This is a genomic window from Variovorax sp. PDC80 (assembly GCF_900115375.1).
Lineage (GTDB): Bacteria > Pseudomonadota > Gammaproteobacteria > Burkholderiales > Burkholderiaceae_C > Variovorax.
Genome location: NZ_FOWG01000017.1, coordinates 72,157 through 98,913, shown reverse-complemented (window position 1 = coordinate 98,913; position 26,757 = coordinate 72,157). Strand labels below are relative to the sequence as shown.

Here is a 26,757-nt window from a genome sequence, read left to right as displayed (position 1 = left end):
GGATCAGAGCTCGTCGCGCGTCTTGGCGAAGACCTTCCAGAAGCTCGCGTCCTGCGAGCTCGCGAAGTTGATGCGCATCAGCGTGGTGGGCGGCCGGCGCGCATGGAACAGCGAGCCCGGCGCCAGCAGGTAGCCCTGGTCGAGCATGCGCTGGGTCAGCATGTCGGTGTCGACGCCGGTGTCGACCCAGCCGAACAGCCCCGCGGGCTCGGACGCGAAGGTGCAGCCGTGCGCCAGCACCAGCTTGGCGGCGCGCGCGCGGGCGCCCTCGAGGCGAATGCGCACGCGCTCGGCATGGCGGCGCAGCTGGCCCTGGTCGATGCACCACGAGAGCGCCCGCTCGAACAGCGCGGGCGAGGTCAGGGTGGCCAGCAGCTTGGTCTCGAGCAGCCGCTCCTTGAGCGCGGGCGAGGCGGCCAGGAAGCCGATGCGCCAGTTGGGCGCGAGGATCTTCGCGAAGCCGCTGACGTAGATGGTGCGTTGCAGCCCGTCGAGCGCGCTGAGCCGCGTGGCGTGCTCGGGCGCGAGGTGGCTGTAGGTGTCGTCCTCGACGATGTGGAAGTCGTGCTCGTTGGCCAGCTTGAGCACGCGGTGCGCGCTGTTGGGCGACAGGCTGTAGCCGGTCGGGTTGTGAAGCACGCTCACGCTGACGAACAGCTTCGGGCTGTGCAGCGCGCAGTACTGCGCCATCACGTCGAGGTCGGGCCCGTCGGCGCGGCGCGGCACCGGCAGGATGCGCATGCCCAGCGCCTCGAGCCGCGCGAACTCGAGCGCCCAGCCGGGCTCCTCGACCATCACCGGATCGCCGGCGCGCAGCATGGTGCGGCTCACGATGTCCAGCGCATGGGTGGCGCCGATGGTGGTCACGATCTGGTCGGGCGCGGCCGGCACGTTGATGCCCACCAGCTTCTGCGACAGGCTGCGCCGCAGCGCCGCGTCGCCCGCGGGCTCGCCGTACTGCAGCGACAGCTCCTGCAGCATCGCGGTGCTGGTCATGCGCCGCACCGCCGTCGGCATGAACGAGGAATCGAGCCAGTCGGGCGGGAACACGCCCATGCCGGGCTGCGGCTTGTCGCTCGGGCGGTGGAACATGCTGCGGATCAGCGAGCTGGCGTCGGCCGGCGTGCGCGAGGCCATCATCTGCGTGACCATCGACAGCGCGCTGATCTGCAGCGGGTCGCCGGACGGCTGGGCCGGGTCGCGCGCCGGATCGCGGCCCGAATCGCGCACGAAGAAGCCGCGCTGGCGCCGCGCCTCCACCAGCCCGAGCGCCAGCAACTGGTCGTAGGCGGCCACCACGGTGTAGGGACTCACGCCCTGCTGGCGCGCGCATTCGCGCACCGAGGGCAGGCGCGCGCCCGGCAGCAGCAGGCGGTTGCGGATGCGTTCGGCCAGGCGATCGGCCAACTGGGCGGTCAGCGACTGGGACGAGGTTCGTGTCAGCATCGGCGTTCGATCTGTGTTGTACGCAAGGCCGATACAGATTGACTGTGTGTACGGCCATCTGTACTGGAACTGTAATGGTCCAAAGTTTAGAGTGTGTGTCATGAACTGGCAAGAATTCACCGCGCTGCTGGTGCTGGCCACGGCGATGAGCTTCTCGCCCGGACCCAACACCACGCTGTCGACCACCCTCGCGGCCAACGGCGGCCTGCCGCGCGCGATGCGCTTCGTGGTCGCGGTGCCGGTGGGCTGGACCCTGCTGCTCGCGCTGTGCGCGGCCGGCCTGGGCGCGCTGGTGATGGCGGCGCCCGCGCTGCGCTGGGCGATCAAGGCGCTGGGCATCGCCTACCTGCTGTACCTCGCGTTCAAGCTCGCCACCAGCACCACGCTGGGCCGCGCCGACGATGCCAATCTGTCGGTCGGCTTCGTGCAGGGCGTGATGCTGCAGTTCCTCAACATCAAGGCCTGGCTGCTCGCGCTCACGCTGGTGGCCGGCTGGATCGCGGGCCAGGCCGAGCCGCTGCACCGCTTCGCGATCGTCGCGCCCGTGATGCTGGTCTACGCCTTCGCGAGCAACTTCACCTATGCGCTGGCCGGCGCGCTGCTGCGCGAATGGCTGTCGAAGGGCCAGCGCCTCGCCTGGTTCAACCGTGCGATGGCCGCCGTGCTGGTGCTCACCGCCTGGTGGATGCTGCGCGTCTAGGGCCGCCATGAAGATCAAGGACGAAACCCTCGGCATGTGGCTCGGCGTGATCGGCGTCGCGCTGTTCGCGGTCACGCTGCCGATGACGCGGCTGGCCACCGGCACGCAGGCGCAGCCGCAGCTCTCGCCGTGGTTCGTCACGCTCGGCCGCGCCGCGCTCGCGGGCCTGGTGTCGGCCGTGTTCCTGCTGGTCACGCGCTCGCCGCGGCCGGCGCCCCACCAGTGGAGGCCGCTGGGCATCGCGGTGCTCGGCAACTGCATCGGCTTTCCGCTGCTGCTGGCCTATGCGCTGCGCGTGGTCACGGCCAGCCATGCGGCGGTGGTGACGGCGCTGCTGCCGCTGGTCACGGCCGCGGTCGCGGCCTGGGTGCTGCACCAGCGCGCGCGGCTCGGCTTCTGGCTCTGCGCCATCGCGGGCAGCCTGCTGGTGGTGGTGTTCTCGCTGGTGCGCGCGAGCCAGAACGGCCACGGCTTCGGTTTCGAATGGGCCGACCTGCTGCTGGTCGGCGCCGTGATCGCCGCCTCCTTCGGCTACATCTACGGCGCGCAGGTCACGCCCGCGCTCGGCGCCGAGCGCGTGATTTGCTGGGTCTGCGTGATGGCGCTGCCGGTCACCCTGCCGGCCACGCTCGCGCTGTGGCCCACGCAGCCGATCGCCACCGCCTCCTGGCTGGGCTTCGTCTACGTCGGCATGTTCTCGATGTGGATCGGCTTCTTCGCCTGGTACCGCGGCCTGGCCCTCGGTGGCGCGCTGCGCGTGAGCCAGACGCAGCTGCTGCAGCCCTTCCTCTCGATCCTGGTGTCCATCCCGCTCCTGGGCGAGCCGCTCGACGTGGTCACGCTGGGCTTCGCGGCCGCGGTGGTGGCCACGGTGGTGGTCGGCAAGCGGCTGTCGCAGCCGCCGGCGCCCGCCGCCCCAGCCCTGCGCGCGCCGGTCGGCGCCGTGGACTGATCGCGCCCGCCGTCTTACCCTCGCATCCGCACCCCGTTCGTTCGCATCGCCCCTCACCGTCAGAAAGAAGACTCCCATGAACTGGAAACTCGCCGCCCGCGCCGCCAAGATGAACCCGTCGGTGCTGCGTGAAATCCTCAAGGTCACCGAGCGCCCCGGCATCATCAGCCTGGCCGGCGGCCTGCCCTCGCCCAAGACCTTCCCGATCCAGGCCTTCGCCGACGCCTGCGCCGAGGTGCTGCACAACGACGGCCAGGCCGCGCTGCAGTACGCCGCCAGCGAGGGCTTCGCGCCGCTGCGCCAGGCCGTGGCCGACATGCTGCCCTGGAACGTCGATCCCTCGCAGGTGCTGATCACCACCGGCTCGCAGCAGGGCCTCGACCTGGTCGCCAAGGTGCTGATCGATCCGGGCAGCAAGGTGCTGGTCGAGACGCCGACCTACCTCGGCGCGCTGCAGGCCTTCGGCCCGATGGAACCCAACCCCGTGGGCGTGGCCAGCGACGACGACGGCGTGATCGTCGAGGACCTGGTCGCCAAGGCCAAGGACGCGCGCTTCGTCTACCTGCTGCCCAACTTCCAGAACCCCACCGGCCGCACCATGACCGAGGAGCGCCGCGCCGCCGTGTCGGCCGCCGCCGCCGCAGCCGGCCTGCCGATCGTCGAGGACAACCCCTACGGCGAGCTCTGGTTCGACGAAGCCCCGCCGCCGCCGCTGGCCGCGCGCAACCCCGAGGGCGTGATCTACCTGGGCTCGTTCTCGAAGGTGCTGGCACCGGGCCTGCGCCTGGGCTTCCTGGTGGCGCCCAAGTCCATCTACCCGAAGCTGCTGCAGGCCAAGCAGGCGGTCGACCTGCACACGCCGATCTTCACGCAGCGCATGGTGTCGGCCGTGATGAAGGACAACTTCCTCGAGCGCCACGTGCCCACCATCCGCGCGCTCTACAAGCGCCAGCGCGATGCGATGAGCGCCGCGCTCACGCGCGAGATGGCCGGCCTGGACGTGAAGTTCAACGCGCCCAAGGGCGGCATGTTCCTGTGGGCACGCCTGCCCGAGGGCATCGACACCGTGACCCTGCTGCCCAAGGCAGTCGAGCGCAACGTGGCCTTCGTGCCCGGCGCGCCCTTCTATGCCGGCGAGGGCGACGCGCGCACGCTGCGGCTGTCGTTCGTGACCGCGAGCGTCGAGGAGATCGACACCGCGATCGCCGCGCTGGCGCAGACCGTGCGCGAGGAACTCGCGCTGGCCGGCGACAAGCAGCTCGCGGCCGCGCAGATCTGAGCGCGCGCATTCACCGGAGCCTGCCTTGATCGGCCTCGCGACCCTCTCGCTGTTCCTGCTCGCGGTGCTGGCGCTGTTCCTGTCGCCGGGCCCGAACATGGCGTTCGTGCTCTCGCACGGCGTGGCCCATGGCCCGCGCGGCGGCTTCGCGGCGGCGCTCGGGATCTCGGCCGCCGACCTGGTGCACACGCTGTTCGCCGCCACCGGCGTGACCGCGCTGGTGGCGGCCTGGCCGCCGTCCTTCGACCTGCTGCGCTATGCCGGCGCGCTGTACCTGCTGTGGCTCGCCGTGCAGGCGCTGCGCAGCGGCGGCGGCCTGCGGCTCGGCGCGCAGGCGCGGCCGGCCGGCTTCGGCCGCATCGTGCGCATGGCCCTGCTGAACAACCTGGTCAATCCGAAGGCGCTGCTGTTCTTCATGGTGTTCCTGCCGCAGTTCGTCGATCCCGCGCGCGGCAGCGTGCCGCTGCAGCTGGTGCAGCTCGGCATCGTGCTGTCGCTGGCGGCGCTGGGCTTCAACACCCTGCTGGGCGCCTGCAGCGGACAGGTCGGCCGCTGGCTGCAGCGCCGCCCCGGCGCCGAGAAGTTCCAGCGCGGCCTGCTCGCCACCGTGATGCTGGCGCTCGCGGTGCGCCTGCTGTTCCTCGACCGGCCCGTGCCGCGCTGAAGAGGCTCCCCATGAATGTCCTGAAGATCGCGGCCTTCTCGGATGGCGAGCAAGGCGGCAATCCCGCCGGCGTCGTCATCGCCGAGGCCCTGCCGCCCGAGGCCCGGATGCAGCGCATCGCCGCCGACGTGGGCTTCTCCGAAACCGCCTTCGCCGCGCGCACCGGCGACGGCTGGCGCGTGCGCTACTTCGCGCCGCAGTCCGAAGTGCCGTTCTGCGGCCACGCGACGATCGCGCTCGGCGCGGCGCTCGCACTGCAACAGGGCGACGGCGTGTTTCCGCTCACGCTGAACCAGGCGCGGATCACGGTCGAGGGCCGCCGCAACGGCGCCACCGTCGAGGCCGCGCTGCAGTCGCCGCCCACGCGCAGCGCCGCCGCCGTGCCGGCCCTGCTGTCGGCCGCGCTGGCGCTGTTCGGCCTCGACGCGGCAGCGCTCGATGCGCGCATTCCGCCGGCCGTCGCCCATGCGGGCGCCGATCACCTGGTGCTGGCGCTCGAGAGCCGCGCGGCGCTGGCGGCGATGCACTACGAGCTCGAGGCCGGCCGCGCGCTGATGGCCCGCTTCGATCTCACGACCATCGTGCTGCTGCATGCCGAGAGCGCGCAGCGCTTCCACACGCGCAATCCCTTCGCCTCGGGCGGCGTCTACGAAGATCCCGCGACCGGCGCCGCCACCGCCGCGCTGGCCGGCTACCTGCGCGATATCGGCTGGCCGCACGGCGGCGCGATCGACGTGGTGCAGGGCGAGGACATGGGCATGCTGTCGCGCCTGCATGCCGACATCCCGGCCGCGCCCGGCAGCTCGATCCGCGTCTCGGGCACCGCGCGCATCATGCGGGACTGACCCGAACACGAACACCCAAGCTTCAAGGAAAGACGACGACATGCTCAACATCTGGGGCCGCATCAGCTCGATCAACGTGCGCAAGGTGGTGTGGTGCGCACAGGAACTCGGGCTGGACTTCCAGCGCACCGAGGCCGGCGGCCGCTTCGGCGTGGTGCAGACCGACGAATACCTGGCACTGAATCCCAACGCCATGGTGCCCACCATCGACGACGGCGAAGGCGCGGAGCGCGTGGTGCTCTGGGAATCGAACGTGATCGTGCGCTACCTCTGCGCCAAGTACTCGCACGGCGCCTTCTACCCGGCCGACCTGCCCGCGCGCTTCGACGCCGAGCGCTGGATGGACTGGCAGCAGACCACGCTCAACCGCGCGAGCCGCGATGCCTTCGTGCAATGGGTGCGCACGCCGCCGGCCGAACGCCAGCCGGCGCTGATCGACGCCTCGGTGCGCGAGAGCGAGGCCCTGTTCGGCCTGCTCGACGCCCACCTCGCGCGCCACCCCTACATCGCCGGCGAACGCTTCACCATGGCCGACATCCCGATCGGCTGCGAGGCGCACCGCTGGTTCAACCTGCCGGCCGCCGAATACCGCCGGCCGGGCTGGCCGAATGTCGAGCGCTGGTTCAACGACCTGCTCATCCGTCCGGGCGCGCGCGGCGTGCTCGATCTCCCTCTCGAGTAAGAAATGAAAACCCGCCCGTTCAAGCAAGTCGACGTCTTCACCGCCCATCCCTACTTCGGCAACCCGCTGGCCGTGGTGATCGATGGCAGCGAGCTCGACGATGCGGCCATGCTGCGCTTCGCGCAGTGGACCAACCTGTCCGAAACCACCTTCCTGCTGCCGCCCACCGATCCCGCGGCCGACTACCGGGTGCGCATCTTCACGCCCGGCGGCGAGTTGCCGTTCGCGGGCCATCCCACCATCGGCAGTTGCCATGCCTGGCTGCAGGCCGGCGGCAAGCCCAAGGCCCCGGGCCAGGTGGTGCAGCAGTGCGGCGCGGGCCTGGTGCCGCTGCGGCGCGAGGGCACGCGGCTGGCCTTCGCGGCGCCGCCGCTCAAGCGCAGCGCGCCGAGCCCCGCGCTGCTGGCCAAGGTGGCCGGCGCGCTGGGCCTGAAGGCGCAGCAGGTGATCGCCGCGCAGGTGCTCGACAACGGCCCGGTCTGGTTCGGCCTGCTGCTCGAGGATGCCGACGCGGTGCTCGCGCTCTCGCCCGACCATCGCGCGCTCAAGGAGCTGGGCGTGAAGGCCGGCGTGGCCGGCGTGCCCACGGTGCACGACACCTCGCTCTTGATCGGCCGCTCGAACCGCGAGGCGCGCGCCTTCGGCAACCGCCCCGCCGTGCCGCTGGACGACGGCGCGAAGATCGACCTCGAGGTGCGTGCCTTCGCCGAGCCGATCGGCGTGCAGGAAGACCCGGTCACCGGCAGCCTCAACGCGGGCCTGGCCGAGTGGCTGATCGCCGACGGCCACATGCCCGCGCGCTACCTGGCGGCGCAGGGCCAGTGCCTGGGCCGCGCGGGCCGCGTCCACATCGAGCGCGACGCCGAGGGCCGGATCTGGGTCGGCGGCGATGCCGTGACCTGCGTCGACGGCAGCGTCGCGCTCTGAACGGAGACACCGCGATGCATGCCGAAGTCGACCACCTCGTGATCGCCGCCGCCTCGCTGGCCGAGGGCGTGGCGTGGTGCGAGGCCACGCTGGGCGTCGTGCCCGCGCCCGGCGGCGCACATCCGCTGATGGGCACGCACAACCGACTGCTGAACGTCGCGAGCGAAGCCTTTCCGCGCGCCTACGCCGAGATCATCGCGATCGAACCGGGCCAGGCGCCGTCGCGCCCGAACACGCGCCGCTGGTTCGATCTCGACGATGCCGAGCTGCAGGCCGGGCTCGCGCAGCACGGCCCGCGGCTGATCCACTTCGTGGCGCGCGTGCCCGATGCGCGCGCCGCCATCCAGGCCCTGGCGCGCGAGGAGCATGCGCAGATCGACCGCGGCCACCTGCTCGAGGCCTCGCGCGACACCGCGGCCGGCCGGCTCGAATGGCAGATCACGGTGCGCGACGACGGCCAGCGGCTGTTCTACGGCGCGCTGCCCACGCTGATCCAGTGGGGCCCGGTGCATCCGGTCGACGCCATGCCGGCCTCGGGCCTCGCGCTGCGCTCGCTGCATGCCACCCATCCGCGCGCGCCGGCGCTGTCGGCCGCGCTCTCGGCCATCGGCCTGCGCGCGCTGAAGGTCGAGGCCGGCGCGCCGAACCTCGTGGCCGTGTTCGACACGCCGCGCGGCCCCGTCACCCTGGAATCCCGAGGACTCTGACATGCTGACCCTGACCGAAATCGCCTGGTTCGCGCTCGCCTCGCTGCTGCTCGCGCTCACGCCCGGGCCGAACATGATCTATTGCGTCTCGCGCACCCTGATCCAGGGCCGCCGTGCCGGGCTGATCTCGCTGGGCGGCGTGCTGATGGCCTTCCTGGTGCACCTGTGCGCCGCCGCGCTCGGGCTCACGGCGCTGCTGCTCGCGGTGCCGCTGGCCTTCGACGCGATCCGCTTCGCGGGCGCGGCCTACCTGCTGTGGCTCGCGTGGCAGGCGGTGCGCCCCGGCGGCACGGCCCCCTTCGAGGCCCGCGCGCTGCCGGCCGACCCGCCGGGCAAGCTGTTCCGCATGGGCTTCCTCACCAACCTGCTGAACCCGAAGGTGGCGATGTTCTACCTCTCGTTCTTTCCGCAATTCATCCATCCCGAGCGCGGCTCGGTGCTGCTGCAGAGCCTGCAGCTCGGCGCCGCGCAGATGGCCAGCAGCGCCGTGGTCAACACGACCATGATCGTCGGCGCCGCGAGCATCACGGCCGTGCTGTCGAAGAGCGAAGGCTGGCTGCGCGCGCAGCGCTACGTGATGGGCAGCGTGCTGGCCGCGCTGGCGGTGCGTGTCGCATTGACCGAAAGAAAGTGATCACCATGCGATTCACCCGCGAAGAAATGGAAGCCGCGCTCGCCACCGTGCACGCGGCCATGCCGCCCACGCCGCAGTACGCCTGGCCGCTGCTCGAACGGCGCCTGGGCGCGAAGCTGTGGGCCAAGCACGAGAACCACACGCCGGTCGGCGCCTTCAAGATCCGCGGCGGCCTGACCTACTTCGAGACGCTGGCGCGCGAGCAGCCCGGGGCGCGCCACGTGATCAGCGCCACGCGCGGCAACCACGGCCAGTCGCTGGGCTTCGCGGCGCGCCGCCACGGCCTGGCCGCGACCATCGTGGTGCCGCACGGCAACTCGGTCGAGAAGAACGCCGCGATGCGCGCGCTGGGCGTCGAACTGGTCGAGCACGGCGAGGACTTCCAGGCCGCGTCCGAGCATGCGGCCGTGCTCGCCGAGCGCGACGGATTGCACCGCGTGCCCTCGTTCCACCGCGAGCTGGTGCGCGGCGTGTCGACCGCCTACGTCGAGTTCTTCGAGGCGCTGAAGCACGCGCCGCCCGACGTGCTGTTCGTGCCCATCGGCCTGGGCTCGGGCTTCGCGGGCGCGGCCGCGGCGCGCGCGCACTGCGGCGTCGCCACGAAGATCGTCGGCGTGGTGTCGGCCCATGCCACCGCCTATCTCGATTCGTTCCGCGCGCGCCATCCGGTCGAGTCGCCGGTCAGCACGCGCCTGGCCGACGGCATGGCCTGCCGCGTGCCCGTGCCCGAGTCGCTCGAGGTGCTGCTGCGCGAGGCCGACGACGTGATCGCGGTCAGCGACGAGGAGGTGGCCGAGGCGATGCGCATCCTCTTCAGCGACACCCACAACGTGGCCGAGGGCGCGGGTGCCGCCGCGCTCGCGGGCGCGCTTCAGCAGCGCGAACGCTGGCGCGGCAAGACGGTGGGCATCAGCCTGACGGGCGGCAACGTCGACTCGGGCATGTTCGCCGAGGTGCTGGCGAAGGCCTGAGCGGCCCCCGCTCTTCCCTCACTCTTTTTTCAGGGCAGCGGGCCGGTGTTCGCGGTGCTCAGCGGCAGGCGCGACACCTCGGCCAGCAGCAGCGCGAGCTGCGCCGCCGCGGCATCGACGACCGCCTGCCCCGCCGGCGCCGTGGCCGCCGCCGCATTGCCCGCCGCGCCCTGCGCGTTGTAGTCCTCGATCGCCCAGCCCAATTTCGCGCTCCTGCCGTTGCCGAGGATCGCGTAGTCGGCCGCGCGCTGCTCGGAGCTGGAGCGGAAATCCTGTGCCGCGTCCATGCGCACCAGCTGCGGCGCGAGCGCCAGCATCATCGAGGTCTCGATCTCGCCCGCATGCACGCCGAAGCGGTGCTCGTGCGCGCTGAACCGGGCACCCGCCTCGCCCAGCGGCAGGTTGAACCAGCTCGCGGAATAGACGATCAGCCCGTGCGCGGCGCGCAGCTCGCGCGCCACGATGTCCATCGCGCCCACGTGGCCGCCATGCGCGTTGAACAGCACCAGCTTCTTCACCCCGGCGCGCGCCACCCCGGCGCCGATCTCGCTCCACATGCGGATCAGTGTCTCGGCCGACAGCGTGAGCGTGCCCGCGAAGCGCGCGTGCTCGGGGCTCAGGCCGATCTGCTGGGTCGGCAGGAACAGCACCGGCAGCTCGGCCGGCAGCAGCGGCAGCGCCGCCGCGACGATGCCGTCGGCCAGCACCGTGTCGACCCCGAGCGGCAGGTGCGGCCCGTGCTGCTCGGTGGCGCCCAGCGGCAGCACCGCCACCGTGGCTGCCACATCGAGCGCGGCGAAGTCGCGCGTAGACAGCTGTGACCAGAAGCGGGGCAGGGATACCGTGGGAGCGTTCATCCGGCGATCTTAGAGCGGTGATTCAATCCACGCGACTCCGCCAACCACCCACAAGGACACTCAGATGGATCTCGAACTCCAGGACCGCCACGTACTCATCACCGGCGGCAGCAAGGGCATCGGCCTGGCCTGCGCGCTCGGCTTCCTGCGCGAGGGCGCCCGCGTGAGCCTGGTGTCGCGCGATCCGGCCAACCTGGAACAGGGCCGCCAGGAACTGCTCGCGGCCCACGCGCAGGCCGAGGGCCGCGTCTCGCTGCATGCCGCCGACCTCAAGGACCCGGCGGCCGCCCTGGCCGCCCTCGACGCCGCCGAGCAGGCCTTCGGCCCCGTCGACGTGCTCGTCAACTCGGCCGGCGCCGCGCGCCGCACCCCGCCCGACGACCTCACGCCCGCTGCCTGGCACGACGCGATGGACGCGAAGTACTTCAGCTACATCCACATGATCGACCCGGTGGTCAAGCGCATGGGGCAGCGCGGCAGTGGGGCCATCGTCAATGTCATTGGGCAGGGCGGCAAGGTCGCGAGCCCTGTGCACATGGCCGGTGGTGCCGCCAATGCGGCGCTGATGCTGGTCAGTGCTGGCATGGCTGCGGCTTATGCCGCCAAGGGGGTGCGCGTGAATGCGGTGAATCCTGGACTCACGCTGACTGCTCGGCTTGCCGAAGGGATGAAGGCGGATGCGAAGTTGCAGGGCATCGATACCGACGAGGCGCTGAAGCGGGCCACCGCGCGGCTGCCGCTGGGGCGCATTGCTACGCCGGAGGAGGTGGCGAATACGGTGCTGTTTCTGGCTTCGGGGAAGGCTAGTTATGTGACGGGGGCTATCGTGGCGATGGATGGGGCGGTTACGCCGATGATTTGAATTGCGGTTGGCGGGCTGGTGTCTTTTTTTGTTGAGGCTGTTGGCCGGGTCTCGCCCCGGCGGGCGAGTCACTTTCTTTTGCTTCGCCAAAAGAAAGTAACCAAAGAAAAGGCGACCCCGCTGTCTGTGTCCCTCCGCTTCGCTGCGGGCAACCTGCGGTGCTCGGAGAAAGCGGGGGTCCGCAGAACTCGCTCCACTTCGTTGCGCTCAGACAGCTGCGGCCCTTATCCCGCTTTCTCCTGCGCTCCTCGGCACAGCCAGAGGGGATCAGGGTCAACGCGCCGTGGCGCGTCCTTGTGTGGGGGGTGCAAGTGCGAAGGCCCTGGGTCTTCTTCCACCGGGGCCGAGCGAAGCGAAGGCCCGTCGGGTATCTGTGGCCGAGCGCAGCGATGGCCCGACCCACCCCTCTGGCTGCGCCGAGGAGCGCAGCGTTTCGCGGATAAGGGCTCGCAGCTGTCTGAGCGCAGCGCAGCGGAGCGAGTTCTGCGAGACCCCGCGAAACGCGAGCACCGCAGGTTGCCCCGTAGCGCAGCGAAGGGGTCGCAGACAGTGGGTCGCCTTTTCTTTGGTTACTTTCTTTTGGCGAAGCAAAAGAAAGTGACTCGCCCGCCGGGGCGAGACCCGGCCAACGCCCTACCCAGAGTAAACACCCCGCCCCAACACATCAAACTTCAAAGCCAGGAAATCAACCAAAGCCCGAACCCGAGCCGCAACAAACCGCCCACTAGGCAACAAAGCATGCAACGGATAAGGCTCCGTCTCCCAATCCGTCATCAGATGCACCAGCCGCCCGGCTTCGATGTCACCGCGCACATCGAGCGCCGACTTCAAGGTCACCCCATACCCCGCCACCGCCCATTCGCGCGCCAGCGAAGCATCGTCCACGCTGCGGTTCCCATCGACCCGCACCTCCGTCCACTGCCCGTTCTGCGCAAAGCGCCAGACCCGATGCAGCCGCCCCCCGCGATTGAAGATCAGGCAGTTGTGATGCACCAGGTCCTGCGGCACCTTCGGCGCCGGATGCCGCCGCAGGTAGTCCGGCGAGGCGGTCAACAAGGGATTGGTCATCGCGAACGGCCGCGCCACCAGCCGCGAATCGGCCAGCGCGCCGTAGCGCAGCGCCACGTCGACCTCGTCGCGCATCACGTCCAGCGGCCGGTCGCCCACCGACAGCGACAGCTGCACACCCGTGTGCAGCGCGAGGAACTCGTCGAACCAGGGCAGCAGGGTGCTGCGCGTGAGGTCCGAGGGCGCGGCCACGCGCAGCGTGCCGACCAGCTCGCCGCGGTCGGCCGTGACCAGCGATTCGCCCTCGGCCAGCAGCTCGAAAGCGCGCACCGCGTAGTCGAGCAGGGTCTGGCCCTGCGGCGTGAGGCGCATGGCGCGCGTGGAGCGCTCGAACAAGCGCGCGCCGAGCTGCGTCTCGAGCCGCTTGAGCGTGGCGCTGGCGGCCGCCGGCGTGATGCCCAGCGCATGGGCCGCGGCCGTCAGCGTGCCGGCGCGCGCGGTCTGCACCAGCACCCGCAGGTCCGAGGTATTTTCAATTTTCATTTGAAAGTGTTGCTCGCCTAGCCAGTCTTATCAAATCGGGATTGTCGCCCTACATTCGTTTCATCTCCAGATCCGCCACAAAGGAACCGCCATGAAAGCCGTCGGCTACTACCAGCCCCTCCCCATCGACCACCCCGAAGCGCTGCAGGACATCGAGCTGCCCGCGCCCCAGCCCGGCGCGCGCGACCTGCTGGTGCGCGTGAAGGCGGTGTCGGTCAACCCGGTCGACACCAAGGTGCGCAGGAACGCCGCGCCCGAGGCCGGCCAGGCCAAGGTGCTGGGCTGGGACGCGGTCGGCACGGTCGAGGCCATCGGCGCGGGCGTGACGGGCTTCAAGGTCGGCGACCGCGTCTACTACGCGGGCTCGATCGTGCGCCCCGGCGCCAACTCGGAGCTGCACGCGGTCGACGAGCGCATCGCCGCGATCGCGCCGGGCACGCTCGACGATGCCCAGGCCGCCGCGCTGCCGCTGACCACCATCACCGCCTACGAGCTGCTGTTCGACCGTCTGCGCGTGCCCAAGGGCGGCGGCGCGGGCCAGACCCTGCTGATCACCGGCGGCGCCGGCGGCGTGGGCTCGATCCTGATCCAGCTCGCGCGCCAGCTCACGCAGCTGCGCGTGGTCGCCACCGCCTCGCGCGCCGAGACCCGCGCCTGGTGCCTGGAACTGGGCGCACACCTCGTCATCGACCATTCGAAGCCGCTCGCGGCCGAGCTCAAGGCCGCCGGCATCGCCGAGGTCGACATGGTCGCGAGCCTCACGCAGACCGAGCAGCACTACGCGCAGATCATCGAGAGCCTCAAGCCCCAGGGCCAGCTCGCGGTGATCGACGACATGAAGACGCTCGACGCGATGCCGCTGAAGACCAAGAGCCTGTCGCTGCACTGGGAAATGATGTTCGCGCGCTCGCGCTTCGAGACGCCCGACATCGCCGAGCAGGGCGCGCTGCTGGCCGAGGTGGCCGCGCTGGTCGACGCCGGCCGCGTGCGCACCACCGCGAACGCGAGCTTCGGCACCATCAACGCCGCCAACCTGCGCCGCGCCCATGCGCTGATCGAAAGCGGCAAGGCGCAGGGCAAGGTGGTGCTGGCCGGGTTCTGAACGAAGCTCAGCTTCTCCATCGCAGGCTGCGCACCCGCTCGCGCTGCTCTTCCTCGTGGAAGTGCGCGAGCGAGGGCTTGATGAGGTCGCTGCGTGCCACGATGCCGACCAGCAGGCGCGAATCGGCATCGCGCACCACCGGCAGCCGCTCGAGCCCGTGGCGCGCGAGCCGCGTGGCGACCGCGCGGCAGTTCTCGCCGGGCAGCGCGACCACCGGCGGCGTGCCGGCCACGGCATCGCCCACGGTGCCGGTGCTCCAGGCAGAGAGCACGGCGCGGTCGGCCACGCCGATCACCTCGCGCCCGCGCAGCACCGGGAACGCGCGGTGCGCCTGGCCCTCGCCGAAGTACATGGCCAGCGCCTCGGCCACCGGCAGGGCGGCGTCGATGGTGCGCACCTCGCGCGTCATCACCTCTTCCACGAACTGGCGCTCGAGCGGATCGATGCCGTACTCGCGGTAGATGTGATGGCCGCGGCGCGCGATCTTCTCGGTGAGGATCGAACGCCGCATGGTGAGCACGGTGAAGCCGTAGGCGGTGGCCGAGGTGGCGAGCAGCGGCAGCAGCGCATTGCTGTCGTGCGTGAGACCGAAGGCGAACACGGTGGCCATCAGCGGCGCGCGCATGGTGCCGCCGAGCGTGGCGGCCATGCAGACCAGCGGCCACAGCATCGGGTCGCCGCCCGGCAGCAGGTGCGAGAGCACCGCGCCGAGCGCCGCACCCATCATCAAGAGCGGCGCCAGCACGCCGCCCGAGGTGCCCGAGCCGAGCGCGATCACCCAGATGATCGCCTTGACCGCGATCAGCGCGAGCACCGCCTGCCAGGCCAGCTGGTTGTGCAGCAGGTCGCCGATCACGTCGTAGCCCACGCCGAGCGCGCGCGGCTCGAAATAACCGCCGATGCCCACCGCGAGGCCACCGAGCGCCGGCCACCACATCCAGTGCAGCGGCAGCTTGCCGAACAGGTCCTCGACCTTGTAGAGCGACAGCGAGAGGCTGGCCGAGAGCGCGCCGCACAGCAGTCCGGCCACCACGCACGACAGCAGCGCGAGCGGGCCCGGCGCCGCGGTCTGCAGCGGGAACAGCGGCCCGGCCTCCATCAGCAGCGGCCGCGTGAAGCCAGCGACCGCGCAGGCGATCGCCACCGGCAGCAGGCTGCGCGGGCGCAGCTCGAACAGCAGCAGCTCGACCGCCAGCAGCACCGCGGCCACCGGCGTGCCGAACACCGCCGTCATGCCCGCGGTGGCGCCGGCCACCAGCAGCGCCTTGCGCTCGGCCGCCGACAGGTGGAAGTGCTGCGCGATCAGGGAGCCGATGGCGCCGCCGGTCATGATGATCGGCCCCTCGGCGCCGAAGGGCCCGCCGCTGCCGATCGCGATGCCCGAGGACAGCGGCTTGAGCACCGCCACCTTCGGCGACATCTTGCTGCGGCCGAACAGGATCGCCTCGATGGCCTCGGGAATGCCGTGGCCGCGGATCTTCTCGGAGCCGTAGCGCGCGATCAGCCCGATCACCAGCCCGCCGAGCACCGGCACCGCGATCACCCAGGCGCCCATCGTGTGGCCGGCCGGCGAGCGGTCGGCCAGCGAGAAGTCCTGGAAGAAGAACAGGTTGGTGAAGAAGCGGATCAGGTCGAGCAGCACGCGCGCGGCCACGGTGCTCGCGGCGCCGATGACGGCCGCCAGGCTGGCGATGCGCAGCAGGCGCGCATCGAGCGCGAAGTCGCCGCGGCGATGGGTGGAGGTGGACATGGAGGGGCCGGAAGCCGGTGGCGCGAAAGCGCGCAAATATATCACCTCATGACATAAACGAGCGATCGGCGCTGCCGTCTGTCTGCGCCAGAATCGCCCGATGGACCGCACGCTCATCGAACCCGAAACGCCCCGTCTTCGCCTGCGCCAGTGGCGCGAGAGCGACCTCGCGCCCTTCGCCGCGCTGGTCGCCGATCCGCAGGTGATGGAATTCTTTCCCGCCACGTTGTCGCGCGAAGAGAGCGACGCACTGGTCGCGCGCTTCGTCGAGCGCATCGCGCAGAACGGGTGGGGCTTCTGGGCCGCCGAGCACAAGGAGTCGGGCGAGCTGATCGGCTTCACCGGCCTCAATGCGCCGGCCTATGCCCTGCCCTTCTCGCCCTGCGTGGAGATCGGCTGGCGGCTCGCGCGCAAGTGGTGGGGCCAGGGCCTCGCGAGCGAGGCGGCGCGCGCCTCGTTGGCCGCGGGCTTTGAGCAGCTCGGGCTGGACGAGATCGTGTCCTTCACCGCGCTGCCCAACCGGCGCTCGAGCGCGGTGATGCAGCGCCTGGGCATGCGCGAGGACCCTGCCGGTGAATTCGACCACCCGCTGCTGGCCGAGGGCCATCCGCTGCGCCGCCATTGCCTGTACCGGCTCGACCGCGCGGCCTGGCAGGCGCAGCGCGGCGCCTGAAGTCAGAAGGCCTTCACCAGCAGCACCAGCCCCGAGACGATCGCGAACACCTGCACGAAGATGCGCAGCAGCCGCCCGTTCACGCGGCGATGCACGAGGCGGCTGAGCACCGCGCCCACGACCAGCGCCGGCAGCAGCAGCGCCGCCGCCTGCAGTTGCGGCAGGCCGACGCGGCCGGTGACCAGCAGCACGGCCAGCGAGACCAGCTCGCCGAGCAGGAAGCACAGCGCGATGGTCGAGCGCATGGTGGGCGCCGGCTGGTGCTGGTAGACCAGCGCCAGCGGCGGGCCGCCGATGCCGGTGGCGGTCTCGGTGATGCCCGTGACCAGCCCGGCGCCGACGAAGGCGCCGCGCCCCGGCGAGAAGGCCGGCATCAGCAGGGTGACCAGCGCGGCCGCGACGGTCGAGGCGCCGACGAACAGCGAGAGCTGCCCCGCGCTGAGTGCCGCCAGCACCCACAGGCCGCCCGCGGTGCCCGCGACGCGCCCGCCGGTGATCCAGCGCGCGCCGGTGCCGTCGATGGCGCCGCGCTCGCGCCAGGCCACGTAGAGGTTCAGCGGCAGCATCAGCACCAGCACGCACACCGGCAGCAGCTCGGGGCGCACGAGGCCGATCACCGGCGCGGCGATGAGCGCGAAGCCGACCCCGGTCGCGCCCTGCACGAAGGCGGCGACCAGCACGGCCAGCGACATCAGCACGAGGTGCTGCGCGCTCATCGGGCGACCTGCCGCCGGTGCTCGGCGGCCGTGGGATGCAGCCGCACGATCGGCGCGCGCGCGATCGCGGCCTGGGCGGTGCGCGCGAGCTGCCGTTGCAGTGCGCGCGCGTCCCAGTCGGTGGGCCAGCCCTTCCACAGCCGCAGCCGGCCGGCCACGAACACCGCCTCGATCTGGTCGCGGTTGCCCAGGCGCACCAGGTCCCAGGTCAGGTCGACCGAGGTGCACATCTCGGGCGTGTCGACATCGACGAGCAGGAAGTCGGCCGCCTTGCCCACGGCGATCTCGCCGGTGCGCGCGCCCAGGCCCGCGGCGCGCGCGCCCTCGTGCGTCGCATGGTCGAACCAGGTCCAGCCGCCGCCGCTGGAAGCATCGCCCACGGCCAGGCCGAAGGCGATCTTCTGCGCGGCCTCGGCCGCATCCATCAGGCGGAAGCCGTCGCTGCGCGTGGCATCGGTTCCTAAACCGAAGCGGATGCCGAGCGCGGCCATCAGATGGGCCGGCGCCACCGCGTTGCCCTTCCACTGGCTCGCGACCGGGTTGTAGCTGACGGCGGTGTCGGTGTCGCGCAGCAGCATGAGCTCCGGCGGCGTCACCAGCGTGCCGTGCGCGATCAGCACCTGCGGGCCGAGCGCGCCCAGCTGCGCGAGCAGTTCCAGCGGGCGCCGGCCGCGCGCGACCACCGAGCGCTCGACCGAGGCCAGGTGCTCGTTGACGTGGGTCTGGAACACGGTGCCGGCCTCGGCGCACAGCGCGGAGACGGTCGTCAGCATCTCGTCGGAGGCCGCTTCGGGCACCGAGATCGCGAGCGAGGGATGCACGAGCGCATCGCCCTGCCAGCGCGCGAGGAAGCGCTCGGCCTGCGCCTTCAGCGCGCGGCGCTCGGCATCGCTGCTCTCGTTGCCGCCGTCGTTGCAGATCAGCCCGAGCACGCAGCGCAGGCCGGTCTCGTGCAGCGCGCGCGCCATGGCGCCGATGTCTCCCGGCGCGCGGGTGCCGGCGTCGCACACGGTGGTGAAGCCGCCGCGCAGCGACTCGAGCGCCGCGAGCTTGGTCGCGAGGTAGACGAACTCGTCGTCGAGGCTGGATTCGAGCGGCACCCACACGCGCCGGAAGATCTCGGACGGCTCGCCGTAGGCCAGCGACTTGCCGAAGGACTGCGTGAGGTGGTGGTGCGCGTCGATCATGCCGGGCATCAGCAGCCGGCCCGGCAGGCGCTGCGGCACCAGTCGAGGATGGCGCGCGGCCAGCAGCTCGGCGGGGCCGATGTCGGCGAAGCGGCCGTCGGCGATGTGCACGGCGTGGCCGGTGGCCGGGCCGTCGCGCAGCATCAGGTGGTCGGGCACGAGCAGCAGCTCGCCAGCCGCGAAAGGCGCGGCCTCGTGATCAGGGGACATGTCTGGATCCGGGAGAGAAGAAGAAAAAGAAAAACTCACTGCGGCGAGACCGGCGGCGGCACCGCCGACGGCAGGGGCGCCGCGCGTTCGGCCGGTGGCCGGTTGAACAGCAGGTTGAGCACCACCGCGGTGATCGAGCCCATCGCGAGGCCGTTGCCGAGCACCAGCTGCAGCGTGTCGGGAAAGCGGCTGTAGAGCCCCGGCACCAGGATCGGCAGCAGGCCCATGGTCAGCGCACCCGCCAGCACGAACATGTTGCCGCGCTCGTGCAGGTCGGTGCGGCGCAGCATGTCGATGCCCATGGTGCCGATGATCGCGAACACCACCATCGCGGTGCCGCCCACCACGGCGGCCGGGATCGCGCTGGCCAGCCGGCCCAGCGGTGCCGACAGCGCGATCAGCACCAGGATCGCGCCGGCCATGGCCGTGACGTAGCGCGAGCGCACGTTGGTGGCGCGCACGATGCCGATGTTCTCGCCGCTGGTGATGATCATCGAGGTGCCGAACAGGCCGCCGAGCAGCGACACCAGCGCGTCGCCGCGCACGGTGCGCGGCACCGCGTCGCGCGGGTCGATGGGCCGGCCCACCACCTCGGCCACGGCCACCGTCTGGCCGGTGGCCTCGACCATCGAGATCACGCTGAAGATCAGCAGCGGCACCGCGGCCACGAGATCGAAATGCGGCAGGCCGAAGGGCAGCAGGGTCGGGCTGCTCCACAGCGGGCCGGCGGCCACGGGCGAGAAGTCCATCAGCCCGAAGGCGGCCGCCAAGAGCGTGCCGGCCAGCAGGCCCAGCAGCACCGCGAGTTGGCCCAGCATGCCCTTGAACAGGCGCGCGAACAGCACCGTGAAGCCGATGGTGGCGAGCGCCAGGCCGATATTCACCGGGTCGCCGAAGGTGGGCGTGCCGGCCTTGCCGGCGATGATGCCGCCGTAGACCTTCACCAGGTTGATCGACACCAGCAGCAGCAGGGTGCCGATGACGATCTTCGGGAAGAAGCGCAGGCAGCGCGCGAACACCGGCAGGATCAGGAAATAGAACAGCGCCGTGAGGATCACCGCGCCCGAGGCGGTCTGCAGGTCGCGCTGCTGGGCGATGGTCACGAACATCACGATCGGCGCGCCGCCCGGCACCATCACGAAGGGCAGCCGCGCGCCGAACTTCCACGGTCCGAAGGACTGCAGCAGGGTGCCGAGCCCGCACAGCAGGAAGGTGGCGCTGATCAGGTTGACCGTGAGCGCGGCCGACAGGCCCAGCGCCTTGGCCACCAGGAACACCGAGGTGATCGGCACCGCGGCCATCACCAGCACGTGCTGCAGGCCGAACAGCAGCAATTGGGAAAAGGGCAGCACGGCATCGACGGGCGCAACCTCGTTCGCACGGGACATGATCGTTTTTCCTTGGATCGGTCCGCGCCCAAATCGATTTGGGCGCACTGGCAAAAAAATCCGCCGCAGCGGGTGAAGTACATTCCGGGCAGACGCCCAAAACGATTTGGGAATTGAAGCACCGCTTTCGTGGAAGGTCAATACGGGATGAACACCGAGCGAACGCCACGGGCGAACATCAAGGACGTGGCGCGCGAGGCCGGCGTGTCGCCGACCACCGTGTCGCACGCCCTCAACGCGCGCGGCCAGGTCGATGCCGAGACCCGCGCGCGCGTCGAGCGCGCTGCCGCCAAGCTCGGCTACCGGCCGAACCGCAATGCGCAGCGGCTGCGCACCGGGCAGGCGCACATGATCGCCCTGCTGTCCTCGATGCCGCTGGCGGTGGCGGGCGGGCCCTCGCGGCTGGGCTTCCTGATGGAGGTGGCGGCGGTGGCCGCGGCGGCGGCGCTCGACCGCGGCCTCGCGCTGGTGCTGGCGCCCGCGATGGAGAACGGCCTGGTGCCGATGGAGCTGCTCGACGTCGACGGCGCGCTGGTCATCGAGCCTTCGGCCGGCGATCCCAACCTCGCGAACCTGCTGCGCCGCGGCCTGCCGGTGGTGGCCATCGGCAAGCCGGCCGAGGGGCCGGTGATGCCGCCCTATGTCGACATCCACTCGGGCCGCACCACGCGGCTGCTGCTCGAGCACCTGCACGGCCAGGGCGCGCGCCAGGTCGCGATGATCCTGGGCGCGGCGCAGCGCAACTCCTACCTCGAGGCGCGCACGGCCTATGAAGAAGCGATGGCCGCGCGCGGCCAGCTGCCGCTGCTGTCGCTGGTCGAGGAGGTGCGTGGCGAGGCCGGCGGCCACGAGGCGGCGCAGGCGCTGCTCGCGGCCCATCCCGGCATCGACGCCTTCTGCGTGCCGGTCGACGCCTTCGCCGCCGGCGCGCTGGCCGCGATCGTCCAGAGCGGGCGCCGCGTGCCCGACGACGTGATGGTCGCGACCCGCTACGACGGCCTGCGCGCGCGCACCAGCGTGCCGCCGCTCACCGCGGTCGACCTGCACCTGGAGGAGGTGGCGCAGCAGGCGATCGCGCTGCTGTTCGACCACCTGCGCGGCGATGTCTCGCGCCACCGGGTCGAGGGCCCGGCCGCGCAGCTCGTGGCGCGGCCCTCGTCGGTGCGCGGCGGCTGAGCGTCCTTAGTTCTGCTTCGCGCGCGACACCCGCCACACGACGTTGCCCACGTCGTCGGCCACCAGCAGCGCGCCGCTCTTGTCGAGCGCCACGCCCACCGGCCGGCCCTGCGCCTTCTCCTGGGCATCGAGGAAGCCCGTGAGCACGTCGACCGGCGGGCCGCTGGGCTTGCCGCCGATGAAGGGCACGAACACCACCTTGTAGCCCGACTTGGGCTTGCGGTTCCACGAGCCGTGCTCGCCGATGAAGACGCCGCTGGCGAACTGCTCGGGCATGCCGCCCGGGCGCGAGAACGCCAGGCCCAGCGGCGCGACGTGCGAGCCCAGCGCGTAGTCGGGCGCGATCGACTTGGCCACCATCTCGGGGTTCTGCGGCTGCACGCGCACGTCGACCACGCCGCCGTAGTAGCTCCAGGGCCAGCCATAGAAGGCGCCGTCCTTCACCGAGGTCAGGTAGTCGGGCACGAGGTCGCTGCCGATCTCGTCGCGCTCGTTGACCACGGTCCACAGCGCCTGGGTGTCGGGATCCCAGCCCAGGCCGTTGGGGTTGCGCAGGCCGCTCGCGAACAGGCGCTTCTCGCCGCTCTTGGTGTCGACCTCCCAGATGGCGGCGCGGCCCTCCTCGGCGGCGAGGCCGTTCTCGCCGATGTTGCTGTTCGAGCCCACGGTCACGTAGAGCTTGCTGCCGTCGGCGTTGGCGATCACGTTCTTGGTCCAGTGGTGGTTGATGCCCGCGGGCAGCGGCGTCACCACGGTGGGCTTGGCATCGATGGAGGTCTGGCCCTCGGTGTAGGGCACCTTCACGAGCGCATCGGCGTTGGCGATGAAGAGCTCGTTGCCCACCAAGGCCATGCCGTAGGGCGAGGTGAGGTTGGAGAGGAACACCTGCTTGACCTCGGCCGCGCCGTCGCCGTCGGCATCGCGCAGCAGGGTGATGCGGTTGGCGCTGGGCACGCCGGCGCCGGCGCGCGCCATCAGCTTGTTCATCACGAAGTTGCGCGCCTTGGCCATCAGGCCGCTGCCGCCGTCGGTCGTGCCCTCGGGCTTGGGCGGCTTGTTGCTCTCGGCCACCAGCACGTCGCCGTTGGGCAGGGTGTAGACCCAGCGCGGATGGTCGAGCCCGCGCGCCAGCGCCGCCACCTTGAGGCCGTCGGCCGGCGTGGGCGCGGCGGTGTCGTTCCAGCCGACCACGGGCGCGACGTTGACGGTGGGGATCAGGGTCTTGTTGGGCTCCACCAGCTGCGGCCGCGGGCCGGTGGTCAGTTCGGGCGTGAGCTTGGCCGCCTCGCCGCAGCCCGCCAGCACCAGCGGGACCAGGACCGCCGCCACCAGGGCCGCGGCCGTCTTGGGGGTGGGTACTTGCTGCCGTGTCTTCATGCGCCGTCCTTCGTGCGTTGCGGCGCGGCCCGGTGCCGCGCATCGGGCGATCTTCGGGCTGGCGGCGGCCCGGGGGCTGTCGGTCGTGGGCGCTTTCCGGCGTGGGCGCACCCCGTTCGCGCATCGCCGCTACCATCGCCGGGATGACCCTCGACCTGTTCCGTGCCGACGCCTATCTGCGCTCCTGCGAAGCGCGCGTCGAGCGCATCGACGAGACCGGCATCGTGCTGGACCGCACCGTGTTCTACCCGCTGGGCGGCGGACAGGCCGGAGACAGCGGCGTGCTGGCGCTGGCCGGCGGCGGCGAGCTCGCGATCGCCGACACCCGCAAGGGCAAGGACGCCGAGGGCCGCGCCACCGACGAGATCGTGCACGTGCCCGCACCCGGCCAGGAGGCCCTGCTGGCCGCGCTGAAGCCCGGCGACACCGTCACCGCGACCATCGACTGGGAGCGCCGCCACCGGCTGATGCGCTTCCACACCGCCACCCACCTGCTCTGCTACCTGGTGCCGCAGCCGGTCAACGGCTGCTCGATCACGCCCGACTACGCGCGGCTCGACTTCCACATGACCGACCCGCTCGACAAGGAAGCGCTGACCCACGGCCTCGCGGCGCTGGTGGGCGCGGCCCATCCGCTGACCGTCGGCGCCATCACCGACGCCGAGCTCGACGCCAACCCGGCGCTGGTCAAGAGCATGAGCGTGCAGCCGCCGCGCGGCACGGGCACGGTGCGCACCATCCGCATCGGCGGCGAGGGCGAGGCCCAGATCGACTTCCAGCCCTGCGGCGGCACGCACGTGGCCAACACCGCCGAGATCGGCGCCGTGGTGGTCACCAAGATCGAGAAGAAGAGCGCCAACAGCCGGCGCGTGGTGCTGGGCTGGGCGGCCGCCGCCTGATCCCGCCCGGAACTTCGCTCCCCCTGAATGCTCCGACTGTCGGCATGACCTTCACGCGCCTCCGATTCGCTACGCTTCTCATAGCAGCATCCACAGCATGGATGCCGGCTCTGGCCCAATTGACTCCAGCCAAGACGGGCGCGGTCGTGACCACCCCGCATGTGCGCGCCGAACTGGTGGCGCACGCGCCCGACGGCGTGACGCCCGGCGCGCCGGTCTGGGTCGGCCTGCAGATCGCGCACCAGCCCGAGTGGCACACCTACTGGAAGAACGCCGGCGACTCCGGCCTGCCCACCGAGCTGAGCTGGACGCTGCCGCCCGGCGTGGCGGCCGGCGACATCGCCTGGCCGGTGCCGAAGAAGATCCCGGTCGGCAACCTCGCCAACTACGGCTACGAGAACACGGTGCTGCTGCCGGTGCCGCTCGAGGTGGCGAGCACCTTCAAGCCGCCGCTGGCCCTCACGGGCGCGGGCGGGCCGGCCGAACTCCAGGTGCGGCTCAAGGCCTCGTGGCTGGTCTGCCGCAAGGAATGCATCCCCGAGGAAGGCGAGTTCTCGCTGGCGCTGCCGGTGCAGGGCTCGACCGCGCTGCACAAGGCCGAGTTCGACGCCGCCCAGGCCGCGCAGCCGGCACAGCTCTCTGCGCCAGGCGCGATCGAGGTGCAGGGCCAGAACCTGCAAGTGCGCCTCGAGGGCCTGCCGGCCGCTGCCCAGGGCAAGACGTTGGCCTTCTTCCCCGAGACCCCCGAGGTGATCCGCACCGCGGCCGTCTCCGGCAAGGACTGGACCCAATCCTGGCAGGGCGGCACCTGGACCGCCACGCTGCCGCTGGCCGACCAGCGCAGCGCGAGCCCCACGGCGATGCCGGTGGTGGTGGCGCTGGCCGAGGCCGACCGCCAGCCCGGCCAGCCGATCGCCTGGCGCGCCGAGCCGCCCGTGAGCGGCAGCTGGCCCGCGGCCGCCGCCGCGCCCGCCGCCCAGGTCTCGCCCGCGCTGCAGGCGGCACTGGCCGCCAACGCGGCAGACGCCGTGAAGACCGCCGCCGCCTCGAACGAGATCGCGCCCCAGCCCATGGGCACGCTGCTGGCCGCGCTGCTCGGCGCCTTCCTCGGCGGCCTGCTGCTCAACCTCATGCCCTGCGTGTTCCCGATCCTCGCGATCAAGGTGCTGGGCTTCGCGCGCCAGGCCGGCAACCGCAGCGCGCACCGGCAGGCCGGGCTGGCCTACACGGCCGGCGTGATGCTGTCCTTCCTCGCGCTCGGCGGCGCCATGCTCGCGCTGCGCGCGGCCGGCGCCGGCCTGGGCTGGGGCTTCCAGCTGCAGTCGCCCGCGGTGGTGGCGGTGCTGGCCGCGCTGTTCACGCTGATCGGCCTGAACCTGGTGGGCGTGTTCGAGTTCATGCGCACCGTGCCCTCATCGGTGTGCAGCGCGCAGGCCAAGCACCCGATCGCCAACGACTTCCTCTCGGGCGTGCTCGCGGTGGTCATCGCCTCGCCCTGCACCGCGCCGTTCATGGGCGCCTCGCTGGGCTTCGCGATCGGCCTGCCGGCCGGCCAGGCGCTGCTGCTGTTCGCCGCGCTGGGCTTCGGCCTCGCGCTGCCCTACCTGGTGGCGGGATTCGTGCCGGCCATCGCCTGGCTGCTGCCCAAGCCCGGCCCGTGGATGAGCACGCTGCGCAAGCTGCTGGCCTTCCCGATGTTTGCCACCGTCGCCTGGCTGGTCTGGGTGCTGGGCCAGCAGACCGGCATCGACGGCGCCGGCACCCTGCTGGCGCTGCTGGTGTGCCTGTCGGCGATCGTCTGGGCGCTCACGCTGCGCGGCCGCTCGCGGCTGGTGATCGCCACCGTGCTGATCGGCTTCACCGTGGTGCTCACCAGCGCCATCGGCCGCAACGTGCTGACCACCGTCGAACCCGCGAAGCTCGCGAGCGCCGCGGGCTCGAAGGAAGCGCGCTGGCAGCCCTGGTCGGCCGAGCGCGTGGCCGAGCTGGCCGGCGACGGCCGCCCGGTGTTCATCGATTTCACTGCCGCCTGGTGCGTGACCTGCCAATACAACAAGAAGACCACGCTGTCCGACACCGAGCTCTTGGCCGCCTTCGACGACAAGAAGGTCGCGATGCTGCGCGCCGACTGGACCCGCCGCGACCCCGCGATCACCGCCGCGCTGACCGCGCTCGGCCGCAGCGGCGTGCCGGTCTACGTGCTGCAGGCCCCGGGCAAGCCACCCGTGGTGCTGACCGAGATCCTGGGCAAGGACGAGGTCCGCGCGGCACTCGCCGCGCTTTGACCACGGCTGTGACATGGGTTGTCACAGGCACATGAAAAAACCGCTCTAAGCTGTCGCCGTCATTCGGAAATATCTCCATGGAGTTCGATCAGCCCATGTCCCTCCCCCCGTCTACCGAGCTGCGCCCCGACTCGCGCTCGGTGCGCGCCGCGCGCCGAGCCCGCGCCGCTCTCAGCCGTGCCTCGCGCCGCGCCGTCATGGCCGCCGCCGTCGCGCTGGGCGCCACCTTCCTCGTGAGCAACAACGCCTTCGCCGCGCCCGCCGTGGGCCAGCAGGCGCCCGACTTCGTCGCCGTCGACACCAGCGGTGCCAAGCACAAGCTGTCCGACTTCGCGGGCAAGTTCGTGGTGCTCGAATGGACCAATCCCGGCTGCCCCTTCGTGCGCAAGCACTATGGCAGCGGCAACATGCCCGCCACCCAGAAGGCCGCCACCGACAAGGGCGTGGTCTGGCTGGCCATCAACTCCACCGAGCGCGCCGCCAGCGACTACCTGAAGCCGGCCGCGCTGGCCGACTGGATGAAGTCGCAGTCGGCCGCGCCCACCGCGGTGCTGATGGACGAGGACGGCATGATCGGCCAGGCCTACGGCGCGCGCACCACGCCGCACATCTTCATCATCGATCCCAAGGGCACGCTGGTGTATGCGGGCGGCATCGACTCCATCGCCTCGGCGCGCGCCGACGACATCAAGACTGCGGTCAACTACGTGAACCAGGCGCTCGGCGAGGCCTTCGGCAACAAGCCGATCACGGCGGCCAGCACGCGGCCCTACGGCTGCTCGATCAAGTACAAGACCTGAGCCCGTCCCCGGGTCGGTCATTCACCAGGAGGCGCCGCGGCGCCTCTTTTCTTTTGGGGCCGGCTTTGACAGGTACCTGACCACGCGCGTCAGCTTGCCGTCGGGCAATGCTTCCTA

25 protein-coding genes are annotated in these 26,757 nt (G+C 71.3%); 17 read left to right on the top strand and 8 right to left on the bottom strand.

Features of this window, described 5'->3' with window-relative positions; all coding sequences use genetic code 11:
• Nucleotides 1-3: 3 nt before the first annotated feature.
• Nucleotides 4-1,446, bottom strand: a complete 1,443-nt coding sequence (locus BM109_RS35670; protein ID WP_093353878.1) for an aminotransferase-like domain-containing protein — start codon at nt 1,444-1,446, stop codon at nt 4-6.
• 100 nt (nt 1,447-1,546) lie between these two features.
• Between BM109_RS35670 and BM109_RS35665 the strand changes: the two genes are divergently transcribed.
• The 10 genes from BM109_RS35665 (at nt 1,547) to BM109_RS35620 (ending at nt 9,807) form a co-directional block, all read left to right on the top strand.
• The gene (locus BM109_RS35665; protein WP_093353875.1) at nt 1,547-2,146 is read left to right on the top strand and encodes a LysE family translocator; all 600 of its coding nucleotides are present in this window, start codon (nt 1,547-1,549) and stop codon (nt 2,144-2,146) included.
• Nucleotides 2,147-2,153: 7 nt separating this feature from the next.
• Entirely contained in the window at nt 2,154-3,098 is a 945-nt protein-coding gene (locus tag BM109_RS35660; RefSeq protein ID WP_093353874.1) for a DMT family transporter, read from the top strand.
• 76 nt (nt 3,099-3,174) lie between these two features.
• Nucleotides 3,175-4,377 carry an aminotransferase-like domain-containing protein gene (locus tag BM109_RS35655; RefSeq protein WP_093353872.1) on the top strand — a complete coding sequence of 401 codons (1,203 nt, stop codon included), beginning with the start codon at nt 3,175-3,177 and terminating at the stop codon, nt 4,375-4,377.
• Between the two features lie 25 nt (nt 4,378-4,402).
• Nucleotides 4,403-5,041, top strand: a complete 639-nt coding sequence (locus BM109_RS35650; RefSeq protein ID WP_093353870.1) for a LysE family translocator — start codon at nt 4,403-4,405, stop codon at nt 5,039-5,041.
• An 11-nt stretch (nt 5,042-5,052) separates the two neighbouring features.
• Nucleotides 5,053-5,886, top strand: a complete 834-nt coding sequence (locus BM109_RS35645) for a PhzF family phenazine biosynthesis protein (protein ID WP_093353867.1) — start codon at nt 5,053-5,055, stop codon at nt 5,884-5,886.
• 40 nt (nt 5,887-5,926) lie between these two features.
• On the top strand, nt 5,927-6,568 hold the full coding sequence (locus BM109_RS35640; protein WP_093353865.1) for a glutathione S-transferase family protein: 642 nt from the start codon (nt 5,927-5,929) through the stop codon (nt 6,566-6,568).
• Between the two features lie 3 nt (nt 6,569-6,571).
• Entirely contained in the window at nt 6,572-7,495 is a 924-nt protein-coding gene (locus tag BM109_RS35635) for a PhzF family phenazine biosynthesis protein (protein ID WP_093353862.1), read from the top strand.
• Nucleotides 7,496-7,509: 14 nt separating this feature from the next.
• Nucleotides 7,510-8,202, top strand: coding sequence for a VOC family protein (locus tag BM109_RS35630; RefSeq protein ID WP_093353860.1), 693 nt, complete (start codon nt 7,510-7,512; stop codon nt 8,200-8,202).
• Between the two features lies 1 nt (nt 8,203).
• Nucleotides 8,204-8,836, top strand: coding sequence for a LysE family translocator (locus BM109_RS35625; RefSeq protein WP_093353857.1), 633 nt, complete (start codon nt 8,204-8,206; stop codon nt 8,834-8,836).
• Nucleotides 8,837-8,841: 5 nt separating this feature from the next.
• Complete coding sequence (locus BM109_RS35620; protein ID WP_093354105.1) at nt 8,842-9,807, top strand: threonine dehydratase; 966 nt, start codon at nt 8,842-8,844, stop codon at nt 9,805-9,807.
• A 29-nt stretch (nt 9,808-9,836) separates the two neighbouring features.
• Here BM109_RS35620 and BM109_RS35615 read toward each other — a convergent pair whose 3' ends face one another.
• Nucleotides 9,837-10,664: a creatininase family protein gene (locus BM109_RS35615; RefSeq protein WP_093353855.1), complete on the bottom strand. Its 828-nt coding sequence runs from the start codon at nt 10,662-10,664 to the stop codon at nt 9,837-9,839.
• A gap of 64 nt (nt 10,665-10,728) precedes the next feature.
• Here BM109_RS35615 and BM109_RS35610 point away from each other — a divergent pair, with 64 nt between their 5' ends.
• Nucleotides 10,729-11,526, top strand: coding sequence for an SDR family oxidoreductase (locus BM109_RS35610; RefSeq protein ID WP_093353852.1), 798 nt, complete (start codon nt 10,729-10,731; stop codon nt 11,524-11,526).
• Between the two features lie 633 nt (nt 11,527-12,159).
• Here the strand turns inward: BM109_RS35610 and BM109_RS35595 are convergent.
• On the bottom strand, nt 12,160-13,077 hold the full coding sequence (locus tag BM109_RS35595) for a LysR family transcriptional regulator (protein WP_093353850.1): 918 nt from the start codon (nt 13,075-13,077) through the stop codon (nt 12,160-12,162).
• Between the two features lie 91 nt (nt 13,078-13,168).
• Here BM109_RS35595 and BM109_RS35590 point away from each other — a divergent pair, with 91 nt between their 5' ends.
• Complete coding sequence (locus BM109_RS35590; RefSeq protein ID WP_093353847.1) at nt 13,169-14,179, top strand: zinc-binding alcohol dehydrogenase family protein; 1,011 nt, start codon at nt 13,169-13,171, stop codon at nt 14,177-14,179.
• 7 nt (nt 14,180-14,186) lie between these two features.
• Here BM109_RS35590 and BM109_RS35585 read toward each other — a convergent pair whose 3' ends face one another.
• Nucleotides 14,187-15,929, bottom strand: a complete 1,743-nt coding sequence (locus BM109_RS35585; RefSeq protein ID WP_093353845.1) for a chloride channel protein — start codon at nt 15,927-15,929, stop codon at nt 14,187-14,189.
• Nucleotides 15,930-16,029: 100 nt separating this feature from the next.
• Between BM109_RS35585 and BM109_RS35580 the strand changes: the two genes are divergently transcribed.
• Complete coding sequence (locus BM109_RS35580) at nt 16,030-16,602, top strand: GNAT family N-acetyltransferase (protein WP_093353842.1); 573 nt, start codon at nt 16,030-16,032, stop codon at nt 16,600-16,602.
• 2 nt (nt 16,603-16,604) lie between these two features.
• Here BM109_RS35580 and BM109_RS35575 read toward each other — a convergent pair whose 3' ends face one another.
• Genes BM109_RS35575 through BM109_RS35565 form a run of 3 tightly spaced genes read right to left on the bottom strand, consistent with a single transcriptional unit; the run spans nt 16,605 to nt 20,103 of the window.
• Nucleotides 16,605-17,318, bottom strand: coding sequence for a sulfite exporter TauE/SafE family protein (locus BM109_RS35575; protein ID WP_093353840.1), 714 nt, complete (start codon nt 17,316-17,318; stop codon nt 16,605-16,607).
• The gene (locus BM109_RS35570) at nt 17,315-18,715 is read right to left on the bottom strand and encodes an amidohydrolase family protein (protein ID WP_093353837.1); all 1,401 of its coding nucleotides are present in this window, start codon (nt 18,713-18,715) and stop codon (nt 17,315-17,317) included. The genes BM109_RS35575 and BM109_RS35570 overlap by 4 nt, the downstream gene beginning before the upstream one ends.
• Before the next feature lie 35 nt (nt 18,716-18,750).
• A complete protein-coding gene (locus tag BM109_RS35565; RefSeq protein WP_093353834.1) occupies nt 18,751-20,103 on the bottom strand; it encodes a uracil-xanthine permease family protein in 1,353 nt (450 codons plus the stop codon).
• Between the two features lie 147 nt (nt 20,104-20,250).
• On the opposite strand from BM109_RS35565, the gene BM109_RS35560 reads away from it, so the two are divergent.
• Complete coding sequence (locus BM109_RS35560) at nt 20,251-21,279, top strand: LacI family DNA-binding transcriptional regulator (RefSeq protein WP_093353831.1); 1,029 nt, start codon at nt 20,251-20,253, stop codon at nt 21,277-21,279.
• A 6-nt stretch (nt 21,280-21,285) separates the two neighbouring features.
• Here the strand turns inward: BM109_RS35560 and BM109_RS35555 are convergent, their stop codons facing one another.
• The gene (locus tag BM109_RS35555; RefSeq protein ID WP_093353829.1) at nt 21,286-22,656 is read right to left on the bottom strand and encodes a PQQ-dependent sugar dehydrogenase; all 1,371 of its coding nucleotides are present in this window, start codon (nt 22,654-22,656) and stop codon (nt 21,286-21,288) included.
• A gap of 143 nt (nt 22,657-22,799) precedes the next feature.
• Here BM109_RS35555 and BM109_RS35550 point away from each other — a divergent pair, with 143 nt between their 5' ends.
• The 3 genes from BM109_RS35550 (at nt 22,800) to BM109_RS35540 (ending at nt 26,640) form a co-directional block, all read left to right on the top strand.
• The gene (locus BM109_RS35550; RefSeq protein WP_093353826.1) at nt 22,800-23,555 is read left to right on the top strand and encodes an alanyl-tRNA editing protein; all 756 of its coding nucleotides are present in this window, start codon (nt 22,800-22,802) and stop codon (nt 23,553-23,555) included.
• A gap of 44 nt (nt 23,556-23,599) precedes the next feature.
• A complete protein-coding gene (locus BM109_RS35545) occupies nt 23,600-25,840 on the top strand; it encodes a protein-disulfide reductase DsbD family protein (RefSeq protein ID WP_177239549.1) in 2,241 nt (746 codons plus the stop codon).
• Between the two features lie 95 nt (nt 25,841-25,935).
• Nucleotides 25,936-26,640: a redoxin domain-containing protein gene (locus tag BM109_RS35540; RefSeq protein WP_256223001.1), complete on the top strand. Its 705-nt coding sequence runs from the start codon at nt 25,936-25,938 to the stop codon at nt 26,638-26,640.
• Nucleotides 26,641-26,757 lie beyond the last annotated feature (117 nt).